At 35.9% G+C, this 15,384-nt stretch carries 18 protein-coding genes; 9 read left to right on the top strand and 9 right to left on the bottom strand.

Annotated elements, in window-relative coordinates; genetic code table 11:
• Window positions 1–146: 146 nt before the first annotated feature.
• Genes rfbG through SOI84_RS04930 form a run of 4 tightly spaced genes read left to right on the top strand, consistent with a single transcriptional unit; the run spans window position 147 to window position 3,557 of the window.
• Window positions 147–1,253, top strand: a complete 1,107-nt coding sequence (gene rfbG, locus SOI84_RS04915; protein ID WP_320675299.1) for a CDP-glucose 4,6-dehydratase — start codon at window positions 147–149, stop codon at window positions 1,251–1,253.
• The gene (locus SOI84_RS04920; RefSeq protein WP_320675300.1) at window positions 1,217–1,672 is read left to right on the top strand and encodes a dTDP-4-dehydrorhamnose 3,5-epimerase; all 456 of its coding nucleotides are present in this window, start codon (window positions 1,217–1,219) and stop codon (window positions 1,670–1,672) included. Before rfbG ends, SOI84_RS04920 begins: the two co-directional genes overlap by 37 nt.
• Window positions 1,669–2,433: a glucose-1-phosphate cytidylyltransferase gene (gene rfbF / locus SOI84_RS04925; RefSeq protein ID WP_320675301.1), complete on the top strand. Its 765-nt coding sequence runs from the start codon at window positions 1,669–1,671 to the stop codon at window positions 2,431–2,433. The genes SOI84_RS04920 and rfbF overlap by 4 nt, the downstream gene beginning before the upstream one ends.
• Window positions 2,433–3,557, top strand: a complete 1,125-nt coding sequence (locus tag SOI84_RS04930; RefSeq protein ID WP_320675302.1) for a DegT/DnrJ/EryC1/StrS family aminotransferase — start codon at window positions 2,433–2,435, stop codon at window positions 3,555–3,557. The genes rfbF and SOI84_RS04930 overlap by 1 nt, the downstream gene beginning before the upstream one ends.
• A gap of 76 nt (window positions 3,558–3,633) precedes the next feature.
• Here SOI84_RS04930 and SOI84_RS04935 read toward each other — a convergent pair whose 3' ends face one another.
• The 3 genes from SOI84_RS04935 to SOI84_RS04945 are packed head-to-tail and all read right to left on the bottom strand — an operon-like array spanning window position 3,634 to window position 6,211.
• The gene (locus SOI84_RS04935) at window positions 3,634–4,962 is read right to left on the bottom strand and encodes a hypothetical protein (protein WP_320675303.1); all 1,329 of its coding nucleotides are present in this window, start codon (window positions 4,960–4,962) and stop codon (window positions 3,634–3,636) included.
• Between the two features lie 19 nt (window positions 4,963–4,981).
• Window positions 4,982–5,488, bottom strand: coding sequence for a hypothetical protein (locus tag SOI84_RS04940; protein ID WP_320675304.1), 507 nt, complete (start codon window positions 5,486–5,488; stop codon window positions 4,982–4,984).
• Window positions 5,489–5,503: 15 nt separating this feature from the next.
• Window positions 5,504–6,211, bottom strand: a complete 708-nt coding sequence (locus tag SOI84_RS04945) for a TylF/MycF/NovP-related O-methyltransferase (RefSeq protein ID WP_320675306.1) — start codon at window positions 6,209–6,211, stop codon at window positions 5,504–5,506.
• Window positions 6,212–6,653: 442 nt separating this feature from the next.
• Here SOI84_RS04945 and SOI84_RS04950 point away from each other — a divergent pair, with 442 nt between their 5' ends.
• The gene (locus tag SOI84_RS04950) at window positions 6,654–7,502 is read left to right on the top strand and encodes a 2OG-Fe(II) oxygenase (protein WP_320673468.1); all 849 of its coding nucleotides are present in this window, start codon (window positions 6,654–6,656) and stop codon (window positions 7,500–7,502) included.
• Window positions 7,503–7,576: 74 nt separating this feature from the next.
• On the opposite strand, the gene SOI84_RS04955 is transcribed toward SOI84_RS04950, so the two are convergent.
• Genes SOI84_RS04955 through SOI84_RS04970 form a run of 4 tightly spaced genes read right to left on the bottom strand, consistent with a single transcriptional unit; the run spans window position 7,577 to window position 11,220 of the window.
• Window positions 7,577–8,731, bottom strand: a complete 1,155-nt coding sequence (locus SOI84_RS04955; RefSeq protein ID WP_320673469.1) for a 3-dehydroquinate synthase family protein — start codon at window positions 8,729–8,731, stop codon at window positions 7,577–7,579.
• On the bottom strand, window positions 8,728–9,522 hold the full coding sequence (gene kdsB, locus SOI84_RS04960; protein WP_320673470.1) for a 3-deoxy-manno-octulosonate cytidylyltransferase: 795 nt from the start codon (window positions 9,520–9,522) through the stop codon (window positions 8,728–8,730). Before kdsB ends, SOI84_RS04955 begins: the two co-directional genes overlap by 4 nt.
• Window positions 9,515–10,246, bottom strand: coding sequence for an SDR family oxidoreductase (locus SOI84_RS04965; RefSeq protein WP_320673471.1), 732 nt, complete (start codon window positions 10,244–10,246; stop codon window positions 9,515–9,517). The genes kdsB and SOI84_RS04965 overlap by 8 nt, the downstream gene beginning before the upstream one ends.
• A complete protein-coding gene (locus tag SOI84_RS04970; protein WP_320673472.1) occupies window positions 10,243–11,220 on the bottom strand; it encodes an NAD-dependent epimerase/dehydratase family protein in 978 nt (325 codons plus the stop codon). The genes SOI84_RS04965 and SOI84_RS04970 overlap by 4 nt, the downstream gene beginning before the upstream one ends.
• A 266-nt stretch (window positions 11,221–11,486) precedes the next feature.
• Here SOI84_RS04970 and SOI84_RS04975 point away from each other — a divergent pair, with 266 nt between their 5' ends.
• On the top strand, window positions 11,487–11,615 hold the full coding sequence (locus SOI84_RS04975; protein WP_320673473.1) for a hypothetical protein: 129 nt from the start codon (window positions 11,487–11,489) through the stop codon (window positions 11,613–11,615).
• A gap of 399 nt (window positions 11,616–12,014) precedes the next feature.
• Window positions 12,015–13,139, top strand: coding sequence for a class I SAM-dependent RNA methyltransferase (locus SOI84_RS04980; RefSeq protein WP_320675365.1), 1,125 nt, complete (start codon window positions 12,015–12,017; stop codon window positions 13,137–13,139).
• Between the two features lies 1 nt (window position 13,140).
• Here SOI84_RS04980 and SOI84_RS04985 read toward each other — a convergent pair whose 3' ends face one another.
• Window positions 13,141–13,527 carry a phage holin family protein gene (locus tag SOI84_RS04985; RefSeq protein ID WP_320673474.1) on the bottom strand — a complete coding sequence of 129 codons (387 nt, stop codon included), beginning with the start codon at window positions 13,525–13,527 and terminating at the stop codon, window positions 13,141–13,143.
• A complete protein-coding gene (locus SOI84_RS04990; protein ID WP_320673475.1) occupies window positions 13,527–13,994 on the bottom strand; it encodes a hypothetical protein in 468 nt (155 codons plus the stop codon). Before SOI84_RS04990 ends, SOI84_RS04985 begins: the two co-directional genes overlap by 1 nt.
• Before the next feature lie 155 nt (window positions 13,995–14,149).
• On the opposite strand from SOI84_RS04990, the gene SOI84_RS04995 reads away from it, so the two are divergent.
• Together SOI84_RS04995 and SOI84_RS05000 are read left to right on the top strand one after the other, a co-directional pair.
• Window positions 14,150–14,371 (top strand): hypothetical protein, encoded by a 222-nt coding sequence (locus tag SOI84_RS04995; RefSeq protein WP_320673476.1) that lies wholly within the window; start codon window positions 14,150–14,152, stop codon window positions 14,369–14,371.
• Between the two features lie 626 nt (window positions 14,372–14,997).
• A complete protein-coding gene (locus tag SOI84_RS05000; protein WP_320673477.1) occupies window positions 14,998–15,384 on the top strand; it encodes a hypothetical protein in 387 nt (128 codons plus the stop codon).

A 15,384-nucleotide genomic window follows, 5' to 3' on the forward strand; every position in this document is an offset into this window, starting at 1 on the left:
GTTATATCCTTTCAGCGAAATAAAGTAAAATCTAACAATCAATAATTCTAGCAGCATTTATGCCAGAGCAGACAAGCCGAATCATTCTTTAACCCTATCAGCTGCTAAAGATATAGAATAAATGCAGTGTTTCATGAGAATAATCAGTGAATCGGGAAACCTCATTAAGCCAATTTAAATCTTCAAGGGTACTGATAACTGGTCATACAGGATTCAAAGGTTCATGGCTTTCACTTTGGCTCTCTGAACTAGGTGCTGAAGTCTATGGACTATCTAATGGGATACCTAGCAGGCCTTCACACTATGAATGCTCGAGTATCAACGAAAGAGTAAATGATATACGAATAGACATAAGAAATCTACCTTCCATTGAGTCACATATCAAAAAAGTTAGGCCAGATTTTGTATTTCATCTAGCCGCACAACCTTTAGTGCTCGCCTCCTACAAGAACCCAATTTACACATTTGAAACTAATACCTTAGGAACTATTAATCTCCTTGAGGCGCTTCGCCAAATTGACTCAAAATGTGTTGCTGTAATTATCACTAGTGATAAATGTTATGAGAATCAGGAGTGGATATGGGGATACAAAGAAACAGATCGGTTAGGAGGAGCAGATCCATATAGCGCCTCCAAAGCTGCGGCAGAGATTGCTATAAATTGTTATACCAAGTCCTTCTTATCCAAAGAAGGACCTTTAAGGTTGGGAATAGCAAGAGCGGGAAATGTCATTGGAGGAGGTGACTGGGGAGAAAATAGACTGGTGCCTGATTGCATGCGTGCTGCCGCAAAAAAAGAATTAATTACTCTAAGAAATCCTCATTCAACACGACCCTGGCAGCATGTCTTAGAGCCCTTAAGCGGCTATATCAATCTCGCATTGTCACTGAAAAAGAGTAACCAACATCATGGAGAGGCTTTTAACTTTGCGGCAATGCAAATTAATAACTATACTGTTGAAGAGCTCGTTGAAAACATGTCAAATTCATGGCAAGATATAAAATGGAATGAAAAAAAATCTTCCCTTCCTTCTCCACACGAATTTCAGAACTTACAATTAAATTGTGAAAAAGCAAGGAGTTTATTGCATTGGGATTCAGTTTGGGACCTCAAAAATACAATCAGCAATACAGTTAATTGGTATCGACATTTTTATGAAGGAAGGTCTAACGGAATGGAAAGTTTCTCAATAAAACAAATCTCGGATTATGTCAATTGCGCGAAGCAAAAATCCTTAACATGGGCATTATGAGCAGGATAATCAAACAGTCAACGTTGACTTGCATTCGCAATCCTCAAGGAGACATATTTCATGCTCTCAAGTCAACCGATCGTGAATTCCAAGGGTTTGGGGAAGTTTATTTTTCTCAAATTAATTATGGCTGCATCAAAGCTTGGAAAAGACACCTGAAAATGACCCTTAATTTAGTATGCCCAGTAGGCAAAGTAAAATTTGCCTTCTTTACAGATAAATTAGGTTATGAGTCTGCAATTATAGGTAAAGAAAATTATAAGAGGTTAACAGTGCCGCCAGGGGTCTGGTTTGGTTTTCAAGGAATGGAAAGGCCCTTCAGTCTAATCATGAATGTTGCAGATATATTGCATGACCCAAAAGAAATAGAGCGAAAGAAACTTGATTCTATGTCATTTCCTACTGAGAGGTTGTCGTGAATGTTGTTCTACTAGCTGGCGGATCAGGAACCAGACTTTCTGAATACACAAATAATATACCTAAACCAATGATACCCATCGGTAATAGGCCCATCTTATGGCATATTATGCGCCGTTATGCACACTTTGGCCATAATGAATTCATTGTGGCACTAGGCTATAAATCTGAAATAATTAAAGAGTATTTTGTTAACTATAGAGCATTAAATGCAGATTTTACGATTGACTTATCAACTGGAGAGTTAGAGGGACACGGATATGATAACAATAACTGGAAAGTAACATTATTAGATACAGGTTTAGATACCATGACGGGTGGTCGACTTAAAAGGACAAAAAAGTTTCTAAAAAATAAACCATTTATGTTGACATATGGGGATGGCTTATCAGACCTGGATATCAACAAATTGCTTAAGTTTCATACTTCCCATGGACGCATGGTTACAGTTACTGCAGTAAGGCCAATTGCAAGATTTGGTGAGCTGGAGATAGAGAAAGGGGAAGTCCGAAAATTTCAAGAAAAGCCTCAAATGAAGGCAGGTTGGATCAATGGTGGTTATTTTATAATTGAGCCCGAATTTCTAGATCTAATAAAAGGTGACAATACAGTTTTAGAAAAAGAGCCCCTAGAAAAAGCTTGCGAATTGGGAGAATTAATGGCTTATACTCATGATGGATTTTGGCAGTGTATAGACACTAAACGTGATCTTGATTTGTTAACGAACTTATGGAAAATTAACCAAGCGCCCTGGATAATTTAATGCAAAAAGAAACAATAAGGCTTTCTAAGCCAATTATTGGTATTGAAGAGAAAAATGCTGTCTTGGATGTTCTCTCAACAGAGAGATTAGGGATGGGAGATGTAGTAGAGAAATTTGAAAATCAACTGGGTAAATTGCTAAAAAGGGAGGTTACATGCTGTGTAAATGGGACATCTGGCTTGCACCTAGCATTACAAGCTTGTGGAATAGGAGTAGGCGACGAGGTTCTAGTACAATCTATGACCTATGTTGCTAGCTTCCAAGCAATATCTGCATGTGGGGCCACACCAATCCCTTGTGATGTAAAAGCGAATTCACTCACGTTGGATGTTGAAGATGTTAAAAGGAAGCTTAATCCAAAATCAAAAGCAATAATGCCTGTCCATTTCGCAGGAGATGTAGGAGAACTAGATGCAGTTTATGAGTTAGCAAAAGCCAACTCTTTAAGAGTGATAGAAGATGGGGCTCATGCATTTGGGAGCTCATATAAGAATAAAAAGGTAGGATCTTTTGGGGATATATGTTGTTTCAGTTTTGATGGGATCAAAAACATAACAAGTGGAGAAGGAGGGTGCGTGGTTTCAAATGACAAAAAGGTTATTAGTCTCATACAAAATGCCAGACTTCTTGGAATTAAAAATGATACTGAAAAACGATTTGGTAACACAAGGTCGTGGCATTTTGACGTTAGTAATCAAGGCTGGAGGTATCATATGAGTGACATAATGGCCGCAATAGGTATAGAGCAATTAAAGAAATTGGATTATTTCATCAAGAGAAGACGTAAGCTGGCTCGTTTATATGATGCTATCTTTTTGCAAAATGATAAAGTGACTGCCTTTAATAGAAATTATCATGAAGTAGTGCCACATATATATTCAATACTACTACCAAAAGAAATGAACAGGGACCATCTAAGAAATAAGCTCCTTGATATAGGAATCGAAACGGGAGTACATTATATGCCAAATCACAAGCTAAGCCTTTATAAAACAAATGAAATCTCTAGCTTAAAAAATACTGAGGAGATCTACCCTAGGCTCATCTCATTACCGCTACATCCAGGACTGGAAGAATGTCACATAGAATATATTACATCTGAAGTTAATAAACTCTTAGGATAAGAAAGAACCTCTTGAATGGTCGACTAATTAAGCCTATAAGGCTCAACTTAGTTTGAAGAGATTCGTTGAAAAGTGATCAGGCAATATCCTGTTCCAAAAGAATCAGTGGATTATAAGATTTAAATTCAATATTAGGAAACTTTTTAAATTTCAAAAACTGCTTAAGTTTAGTGATGCCAGACGATTCATCTAATACTTCAATGTACTTATTGAATTGGTAAAATATATTCGGACATAAATAGCAGGAATTTCTATAAATGATAAGCCTATCAACTCCTGAAGTGCATAGTTCTATCGAGGAGCTACTTGAAGAAGGGGATAATATGATTCCGTAAGGATAGTTCATTAACTTATCAATTATCTGAATTTTAATTTCAATTGAGAGAGTTTCCGAGAGGGTCTCTAAAGTTTTAAGGGATAGGGAGGGGTGAGGCTTATAAAATATTTCCGTATAATTAAAATATTTTATAATCTTACTAACTATTTCAAATGCTGCACTATCTTCCTGTGGCAAATAACTACCTAATATTAGAATCGACTTCTTATTTTTGTCTGAAAGAAGAGATGACTTTGCAAGTTCAGATATGCTTGTAGAATTTGGTCGTTTCCGAAGAGACCTTATATTTAGCCTATTTAATGGCCACTTCATAAATTTATATAGAAAATCATATTGATATTGATTTAAAACTATGAGTTGATTTGGAGAATAGGAGGAGGAGAATTTTATACGCTTATTTTCTGGTGTCGTAATATTTAAGGCATGTATAAAGCCTTTAGTTGTGATATTATAATCAGATGAGACTCTTATTAAGAGTTTTTCCCATAGCTGCCCTTCATAAGGAAAGACTATATAAGTTGGATTTATATAAGATAACACCAAAGAATACAAGTTGGTTTGTAGCTCATATTGGCTCCTCAATAAAGAAAAAGGGTTGAAATTCTTTAAAAGCCATAAAACAGATTTAAGCGGAAAAGTGGAGCTTAAATCTGCAAAATTAATTTCCGAGATTAATTTGTGGTCTCCTTCTTTGAAGAGATAAAGGCTTATATGATATTTATCAAGCATGGCTAAATAATAAGAAGTTGAATGTTGATAGGAACCAAAATATTTATCAACAATTTTAGAAGGACTATTTGAGATATACGTCAGGCTTATAGGATAAGTAGCTATGAGAGGTAATCTGGGCAATTCACTAACTGAAAATAATTTTTTTGTTCGAAATAAGCTATATAAAAACTTCAGATTTAATTGGCAATAAATACCAAGCTTCCTTTGAAGACTTTTCAGGTGCAGGAAATCTTGATTTCGTATCTTTTTAATTGGAACACCCCATTCATAAGAAGACATACTTACAAGGTTTGTAAGCTCAATTTTCGTAAGTTTGATATAGTCAATTAAACTCATAGCGTCTCAGTTTGAATAACTAGGGATCATCAAGTAATCTATTAAAAGCAGACCGAATAAGCTCTCGATCATCTATAGTATATATACTTGGTTTAAACAAATCACTTAATAATATAATCCTTAGTAATCTATTCTGCCCTTTCTTGTCAAGCAATGCTTTCTTCACCAGATTCTCTAGCAAATAATCCTTTGATTTGTAAGAAAGTTCTTCGATAAATTTTGGGCTAATACGAATTGGTAAATTAGAGGAAGAAAGAATATTTGTTATTTCTTCCTCTAATTGAGTCCCATAAATAATGTCGCCCATAAAAGCGGAAGCAATCAAACCCAAAGATACAGCTTCTCCGTGTCTAAAATACTCTTCATTAGTGAGGTCTTGAAGACTCTCTATTGAATGAGCAGAAGTATGGCCAAGGTTCAAAAATAGGCGTTTTGACTTCTCGGTAATATCGTCTTTAGTGAAATGTAGTTTGTAGATAATTGAATCTTCAATGATTTGTTCAACCAACTCCTCTTCGTATTTCAAATTAGGATCTAATAATTATAAAGTATCTTTTGTTCTCAATGAATACATTGGATCTGATAGTGTATTTTTTATATTGAAACTAAATATCGTTTTTGAACCTAATGATATTGGAGACTCAATCAGAAAACCTCGAGTATTAGACAAAGAATTATATTCAATTATTGCTTTTTGCTCTCCTAGTTCCGGGTGGTTTCCTGTAGCCCAGATGTCATCAAAAATATAAGTTGACATTGGCAAAGCAATCTTATCTAGCCATTTTAAAATTTGAATTGTACTAGAGTATAAATCTGCATCTATAAAAATAATTGAAGGAGGAAACCTACTCATTTCTATTGCTAATTCTTCCGTAAGAGATTCGGAGTAAAAGCCTTTTATATACTTGGCCTTAATACGGTACGAACTAACATTCTTCTTTACTTCTTCTAAACTCCCAAAAAACTGACCTTTTTGCCAAACAGGATCATTATGATCAAGCTCACTCTTAGGCAATCCTTCGAATGAATCAAATGAGAATAATGCTAGACTATCTAGCTCTGGGTAAATAATAGAAAAGAATCTCTTTAGATTCCCCATCGTTATTAATGAGTTACCTTTAAAAGTTCCAAATTCATAGTAGTTTCCAAGTTCTCGAATTCTATTTTTCTTCCTAGCTATATTTGCTTGAAGTGTTAATGCATTACGAAAATACCACAGTTGAGATATTGCATGAAAACTTCTATTCAACTGGAACGTTGGGAATGGGAACCAGAATGAAGGTGAAATAAGTTGCTTAAAAACTGCTAGAAATATTTTGACATTGGTTACAATCACAACAGATTAGGAAATCTACCTCAGCACCATACACTTAAGAACTAGTTCATTCAAGTTAGGTAAGAGCAAGTTGAAATATAGTTATTTATTTTTGTGGTTAGTTTTGAATATATATTCTTCTTAGCCGAGAAACATGTTATAATATTTCGATGGCTCAGTCATTATAAATTAATCATAAGCCTTTTTTGATACTAGATTTTAATGGTCTAATTACCTAGCTACTCTATATGAAATCCACTTACATGTGCTGTCAAGTATTGCATGTTTAGCATGAAGCGTAAGTTTTCTATATATTCTATGAGTTTAAAACCTATCCTCTCTATTGTACATAATGGAATCGTTACAGCCGATAAAAATGCTGAAAGATAACTGGTCAATTGATCCTTTTCCGTATGCTATAATTGATAATTTCCTACCATCAGATGAATTTGAATCATTAAATTATGAATTAAATCAAACTAGCAATCTAATACAACGTCAATTTGAGACTCCTTTAGAACGCAAAGCAATATATACAAATATTTTAAGCAAAGAAAATGCCCAAGGGTTAATATACAGAATGGCTTCCGATCAGATTAAAGATATAATTTCTCAACAAATTGGTTTACTAGATATAGTCTCAATGGGTGAAAAACTTAATTTTGCAGGTTACTCCCCTTATCATATAACTAGGAACGAAGGCTATTTAGGTTCACATGTTGATCACTCAAGTATTGAGAACGGTAAACTTAGACATATAGCAAATACCATTTACTATGTAAGCAGTAAATGGGAAAAAGGCTGGGGTGGCCAAACTATTCTATTTTCCCGAAATGGTTTTTGTGAAAAAGTACTAATAGATCCAATTCCGAATAGACTGATAGTCTTTATACATACAGCAAATTCATTTCACGGTGTTAGGAAGTATTACTCACCTGAGAATATAGAAAGACGAACTTTTTATCATGATTACTACGTAAAAGAATCAAAAATCAATTTAGTCATGCAAAATATAAATATAAATATAAATTCAAAACTAGTTCACTCCCTTCACCCTACAACTTTTATTCCTTTCTTCCCCTTCGGGATATTTCACCTAAACTACAAAGCGGTTTTTAGCTTTAAAAATCTAAATTATATACCAACTTATATTGTTTACTTGGTGAATCGTTATTTTGGAACCCGTATTAGTTCAATTAGAAAAATGCTAAATATATTTGGGTAGAAGATTTATATGGTATCTATCAACTGCTTCACTAGATATAGTCAATTAAACTCATAGCGTCTCAGTTTGAATAACTAGGGATCATCAAGTAATCTATTAAAAGCAGACCGAATAAGCTCTCGATCATCTGTAGTATATATACTTGGTTTAAACAAATCACTTAATAATATAATCCTTAGTAATCTATTCTGCCCTTTCTTGTCAAGCAATGCTTTCTTCACCAGATTCTCTAGCAAATAATCCTTTGATTTGTAAGAAAGTTCTTCGATAAATTTTGGGCTAATACGAATTGGTAAATTATAGGAAGAAAGAATATTTGTTATTTCTTCCTCTAATTGAGTCCCATAAATAATGTCGCCCATAAAAGCGGAAGCAATCAAACCCAAAGATACAGCTTCTCCGTGTCTAAAATACTCTTCATTAGTGAGGTCTTGAAGACTCTCTATTGAATGAGCAAAAGTATGGCCAAGGTTCAAAAATAGGCGTTTTGACTTCTCGGTAATATCGTCTTTAGTGAAATGTAGTTTGTAGATAATTGAATCTTCAATGATTTGTTCAACCAACTCCTCTTCGTATTTCAAATTAGGACCATAATTTTGAGATTCAATTATGCGTTTAAGTAGAGGTCCTTCCTTCAGTAATGAAATTTTTATAACTTCAGCAAAACCTGCAAAAAAATCTCTTGCATGAAGGGTGGAAAGAAATTTAGTAAAAATAAAAGTGCCTTCTGGATGTTTGTAGGTACCACATGAATTTATATGCTTGGTCGTATTTACGGCTGTTTTACCCCCAATAGAAGAGTCCGTCATAGCCAAAAGATTAGTAGGAAAATGACAAAGTGAAACTCCACGAAAATAAATTGTTGAGAGGAAGCCGACTATATCTCCGGTTACACCACCACCAACTGCAATAAATAAAGTATCGCGTTGAACATTATGATGAACTAACCAATTAAGTAAATGATCAATAGTCAAAAGATTTTTTGAATGTTTACCTGGCTCCATAACCTTCTTCAGAAGAGGTATTGAATACTTCTCTGAAAGTTGAATAAATAAATCCTTAAGGTTAGAAAACGCCTTAGTGTTAAGAACATAGGAGTCTATAAATAGAACAATAGATGATCTTTTAAGGATTAATGCTTCCAATCGTTCAGTAAAATCATTTAGATCCTTAGATACGAAAATATCATATTGATCTATTGTATTTTCGTAGGCTTTTATCACTCTCATGGTATAGAAGACTCTGTATTTAAAATTGTTTTCGCCATCTCAAAGTCTTCTAAAGTGTCAATAGAGAACGTAGAAGTTGGTGAATAGGGAGATAAAATATGTATATCTGCTTCTATAGCTCTCATAAGCTCAATATCTTCTAATTTCTCTAGATGTGACTGAGGTGACTGAGAATAGTAGATGAGGGCAGAACGATTAAATCCTATTACTGATAGATGTTTTTTGTAAGAGCTTGGGACTAAATCAGGTGATGGTTTATGAATGTAAGGTATAGGATATCTGCTCATATATAAAACTCTGCCCTCTTTGTCAGTAACTATCTTAACTGTACTTTCTCTAGAGGCTTCATCTTCACCAATAATTTGATGAGGAACAACTATAACTGGATCGGATTTATGCTTATCCATAAGTTCTTCAAGACTATTCAAAACCAGCTTAATCATGCTCGAAGACACAAAAGGTTCATCCCCCTGAACATCTATTATAAATTTTGCATTAATTTCATATCGGTCAAGACATTCACTAATCCTTTCTGTGCCATTCTTATGGCCCTCACTTGTAAGTAAACATGGTATGTTCAGATTATTTAGGTGTCTTTGAATTTCCAGGGAATCAGTACAAACAAAAATAGAAGAACTATCTATTCTCAAATCAGAAAGGGCTTTATAAGTATTTTCATATACCATTTGAATTAATGTCTTATCACCACTCAATACTCGTAAAGCTTTTTTAGAAAGTCGCCTTGAATTTAATCTACAAGGTATAAGAACCACAAGCTCTTTTCTATCCATTGGCTGTCCAACCTCCATCCACTGTGAACACTTGAGCTTGAATATATGATGCATCCTCACTCAAAAGAAACTTAATCACTTTGGATATTTCAGAACACTCTGCCCATCTAGCTGATGGGATTCTACTTAAAGTCCAATCATATAGTTGATGATTATCCTTCTTAAATTTTTCCTCATATGATGAGCGTGTAAATCCTGGTGAGATTGCATTAAATCTACTTTCTGGAAATCTTAGAGAAATAGATCTGATAAGTGATTCAGAAGCAGATTTAGTCGCCCCATAGTCGTCAAGATCGATAAAACCTGTAGAAGCTACAATAGAAGAAACATAAACAAGAGATATCCCTTTAATGATATTTTTATCAATCAGTACTTTTATAAGAGTTCTTAATGCAAAGTAATTAACTTTCCAAAGATAAGATAGTCGTTCAGCCTTGATCCTTTCAAGGTTCTCACGACAGCGAACTCCTGCATTTATTACAAACTTATTAGGGTATGAATAGAATTTCTTATAGCTTAAACTAATTGCTGAAGTGAGAACTTTCTCTTCTGAGCTATCTCCTTTTATTAATAATAACCTATCAGCAAAGGGTTCTAACTTTTCAAAGTCCTGTATATCAGAGCGATATATTCCGACAATGCTACTTCCTGGTTCACAAAGAAGAACATCGATTAGATTTCTCCCAATTCCCTTGCCAATACCAGTTACAAAAAATATTGTCATCGGCAGCTATAATACTCGTTGCTTGCAATTGATTCGATCATAGTTTTTATACCATACTTAAGATCTATTTCTGCTTCTATACTTGTAATGCTAATTAGTTTAGAGGCATCCCCTAACATATTGTCAATATCTCCAGGTGTACCCTTTTTTGTCTCATAGGTAATGTGATTACCTAATAACATTTGAATATTTTGAATTACCTCTAAGACTGTATATTTTCTGCCAGTACAAATATTTAATACCTCACCAAAAGTCTTGGGATTCCCCTCAATGGCCCTCAAAAATCTAAGTACATCATAAATATGAACAAAATCTCTACTCCTATCAAGACTCCCTTTGATAATAATATGTTCTTTTTCTAAAGCCTGCGCAAGGTATATAGAAAGCATTCCTTGGCTTAAGTTTGATAGATTTTGTCCTGGACCATATATATTAAATAAACGTAAGCTAGTGGTCTTGACTCCAAGCTTATGAAATTCCTTGAGATAATCTTCACTAGCTTTTTTCCCAATTGCATAAAAATTAGATCCATCCCTATTTGAATTCTCTGATTTAGGCATGGGTGGGTTCCCACCATAAACAGACATAGAACTTGCATATATCAAATGGGAGTCTGAATTTATACACTTTTCCAATATTCTAACTGTAGATTCAGTGTTAGTCCTTAGATCATATAAAGGATCTTTATATGATATCTCAACAGAACTTTGTCCGGCAAAATGATATATCAGATCATAAGGTTCATCAAATAGAAAACCTATATCATCTTTACCACAATCGAGTTGATGAAATTCTGCCGAGTCAGGGATATTTCTCAGGTCACCGGTTTTCAGGTTATCTACAACACTAACGGAAAATCCCCTAGACAAAAGATCTCTCACTATATGGCCTCCGATAAAACCGGCACCCCCCGTAACTAGAGCTCGCGATATTGCCACCAATAAAATGTTAACTGGATAGAAATTATAAAACATTACGCATTTTCGATGCCTTATTAAGACATCTTGTTCTCATTTAACATCAATCCAACCGTTGAATCATGAAACTGAACTGCCAAAATCTTCATTGATTCAACCTTTTATCCTAAATTGACTTAAATGTATAAGTGACTCCTATAAAACTCTTATCTAATCTTATTTTAGTTCAATATTGTACTCTAAAAATTGGAATCAAACTGATCTAGATTTGGCTTGTGATGAACTGATTCCTCTACTGCTCCTACAAGCTCATAAGGAACTAAATGAATAGTTTGATATTGTTTGCTGAGTCTTATGCCATGTCTCCTAGCAGAGTCAAAGGAGCAATTCAAAAACTTGGTGTACTAATAGAACAACATCAGATATTTGCGGATAAAACTCATGCTAAATAGTCGAGCACGGCCTGAACATCCAAATCCAAGTGAGTTTGAGGGGCCTCACAGCCCCCATGGATCATTTGGGTGATAAGGCTGATCTAACCCCATCTCCCCTAAGGGTCAGGCAGCAACAGGGGCTGACTGACGGGAGAAACGAACGATGTTGTTCGCTGTTACGTATTTGCCCTAACCGAGCAGGCTTCAGTCACCCTCCTGATACCCCGTCGAAACCATTACAGCCCCAAAAAAATTTATGGAGCTGAGCGGAATCGAACCGCTGTCCGAGATATTGGTGTGAATCACCTAGTTCATCAAATGATGAACTAGGTGATTCTGGCAGGTTAGTGATTGTTTTGCTCTAGTTTGCTCAGATACAAATTCGGCAAAAGCAGTGGATCTGCTTTAGTGGACTGCATGAGAGCATTAGCAGTACTCCCACAGGGATTAGAAGCGCTTGGTGCCGAAGAACTCCAATTATTAGGGGCCAAAAATGTTAATCAATTAAGAAGGAGTGTCTCATTTACAGCAGACCCAGCCTGCTTATACAAAATTTACTTGCGTGCTCGCTTACCATTCAGAATTTTAAGAGAAATTGCTCGCTTTAATTGCAATAGTCCCAATACTCTGTATCACAAAATACAAACAGTTTTTGATTGGGAAAAATGGCTACATCCTTCTCTAAGCTTCAGAGTGGATGTTTCAGGCAAAAACAAAGGACTCAATCATACTCACTACACAGCATTGCAAGTTAAAAATGCTCTGGTTGACCTCCAACGAAAGATGTGGGGTGAGCGATCATTAATCAATACACAATCGCCTGACCTTTGTCTTCATCTTCACTTGGGAGAAATTGATTCAATCCTCAGTCTAGATGGATCACAACATAGTCTTCATAAACGAGGTTATAGGTCTGCCATGGGAGTTGCGCCAATTAAAGAGAACTTAGCTGCAGGATTAATCAAATTAAGTGAATGGAATAATTCAACGCCATTAATTGATCCAATGTGTGGGTCAGGAACTCTGCTAATTGAAGCAGTTTCCATGGCAATTGATTTAGCTCCAGGTATCTCTCGTAACTTGATAGTAAAAAAATGGGCTGATTTCAACTTGAAAATATGGGAAGAAGAAAAAATGAAAGTTTTGGTTAAAAAATATCCCCAACCATCCTTAGCAAAGGTTATTGGTATTGAAAAGAACCCAGAGATAGCACTTCAAGCAAAAGCAAATATAAAGGCAGCAGGCCTAGAGAAATATATAACCATTATAAATAAGGATTTTGACCAGATTAATCTTCCTGATTCTGCAGGTTTAATTGTATGCAATCCACCCTATGGGAAAAGAACTGGACAAAATGAAGATCTATCTATTCTATATAAAAAACTTGGATGCTTTCTTAAACAAAAAGCATCCGGCTGGCAATTTTGGCTGCTTTGTGGTGACCGTTCTCTAAGCAGTTTCTTAAAGCTTAAGTGCTCCAGGCGTATACCCATTAACAATGGAGGCATTGATTGTCGTTGGCTTAAATACGAGATCAAGTAGCTCAAGGACGTCCCATTACGGCCTTTGTCGTACGAGACAAGCCTTCAAGAGTTTCTGGCAGATAAGGTCCCTTAGCAAGATTGCCACCAATTCTCAAGCTCACACCAGCAAAAAAAACATCAGCAAGTGCAACAAGTGACAATGAAGAAACCCAATTCCAACCAAAAGTAGCTTGCATCCAAATTACAAGCGCCACTTCTAAAGCAAATAAAGCCAATAACATTAAAAATCCACCCATTGCCAGAAAAACGCCACCACTAATTAATCGACGCTTCTCTCTATCGACTTCTTGCAGTGCAATACGCACATGTAAATCCATCACAGACCCAGCCAAGGCTGTGACACGAGCAGCTGCACCTAATCCACTTGGACGATTGGGATTACTCATTAGCTTCTACGACCTCCAGAAAGAATTATTCCTGCGAATAACCCAATTCCACATGCAACACATAAAGCAAGCAGAGGTCGAGCACGAACAGGCCTTTCTATTCGAGGCCGAAGGGTAGTGTTTAAGTCATCGAGAAGCTCTTCTAAACGCTTTTCAAGAGGTTCTAGGCTGTCTGCGAAGTCACGAGTCCTTTCCCCTGCAGTTTCAATTAACTCTTCAAGCTGCTCTCGGACCCTGTTAGTTGAGCTATTTGATGATTGGTCAGATAAGACTCGAACCATCTCGTCAAAGCTGCCTCTAGTAGCCTCAAGAGTCTGCTTGGCTACATCCGGCCAACGTTCTTGAATCCTTGGCAAGAGGCTTTCGAAACGATCAGCAAATGACTGTTCAGAAAAACTTGTCTTTGGCGATGGAGCCGCCTCTACTGAGGCCTGAGGATCTAGCGGTGAGGAATTCGTAGATTCCATTTGATCCATTTGATTATTCAAAGCCTAGAGAGATATTTGCAACAAAGAAACCCCTTGCTTTCGTTTTGCTTCCAAGACAAAACAATAGTTCTTGACTCAAATAGAGGCGTTAAGTTCCCCTAAGAATCAAGTCCATGGGCTACCGATGAAACTAAGTGAAAAGTTCATTTATCTTCAAGCTTATCGCCAAAGAAATACCTCTAGTGCTAAAAGTTTGCAGAACTAACCCAATTTCACTCATGGAAGTCGGATTGTCTGCACTGTTTTTTGCTTCAAGCATGCTGCCTAACACGAATCAACAGATGGGGGTCGCTTTTGCTGGTGCTGCAGGACTTCTAGCTATTGCATTGTGGTTTACCAGGCCCTCGAAAACCTAAGGGGAACGCATTAAATCAACTTCTAAGAATTAAGCCAGAGCTGTCTTTATTTTTATCAAGGACCTCCGCACGAGGTTGTTGATTAAATTTTTATATTTACTTGTCTCACTCACCTAGGTTTTAGGTGAAATTTTTTAAATTCTCTTACTTGCTTAAAAGAGCTCTTCCATTGTCTATTAATTGTGAGAATAAATTACCCCATAGACCCATTGCTTAATGTCGCCTTGAAAGTGAAAAAGCTTATAACAACAATTCAAGTATATGAAGACATATTTACACTAAGCGCATTGGCTCAAGGGCTATTGCAATTACATTAACAAAAAAGCGTCATGTTCCAATGGAAGCAATAGAGAAAAGCGGAAGCTGAAGTAATTTTCATCACCAAATCTATTGGCTTAGAATAACCATTATGACGTATTGACTTTAGCTTAATCAAGAAGCTAATCTACAAGATAAATCACCTTTTCTTGATTACTTAACTCCTCTAATTACCCCTTTAAGCTTGCAATAGTAAAAACAATGCGTTTTCTTTTAGCAAATTAACCTTACAAGGTTAATTACAAAAGGAAAGGAAATCTTATATATTTGAATCAATATATTGAAAAATTTATTTCCGCAAATTCCTAATGATTATCAAATCAAATAGATGGGTGATTCTAGAGCACCTGGAAGATCCCAATGATCCAATTGGAAGACACTTTGATCTTCTCCTCGAAGATGGCACAAGTTGTCGCAGTTGGCGACTGAAAACCCTCCCTTCAAAAGAATCTCAGTACGTTCAATGCACTCTTCTGCCATCCCATAATCTCAAGTGGCTAGACATAGATGAAAGTGTGGTTTCAGGAGGTCGAGGGAAAGCAAAACGATTCCTTACAGGTATTTACAAGGGATTTCTGCCAAATGATAGATCTAAGCCTCTCAGGATTCATCTGGAAGGCAAGGAATGGCAAGGGTTTCTGGAAATTGACAAAATAATTAGTCGCCTATCAACCACAACACAAGGTCTCCCCTAA

This window comes from Prochlorococcus sp. MIT 1341 (genome assembly GCF_034092415.1).
GTDB lineage: Bacteria > Cyanobacteriota > Cyanobacteriia > PCC-6307 > Cyanobiaceae > AG-363-P08.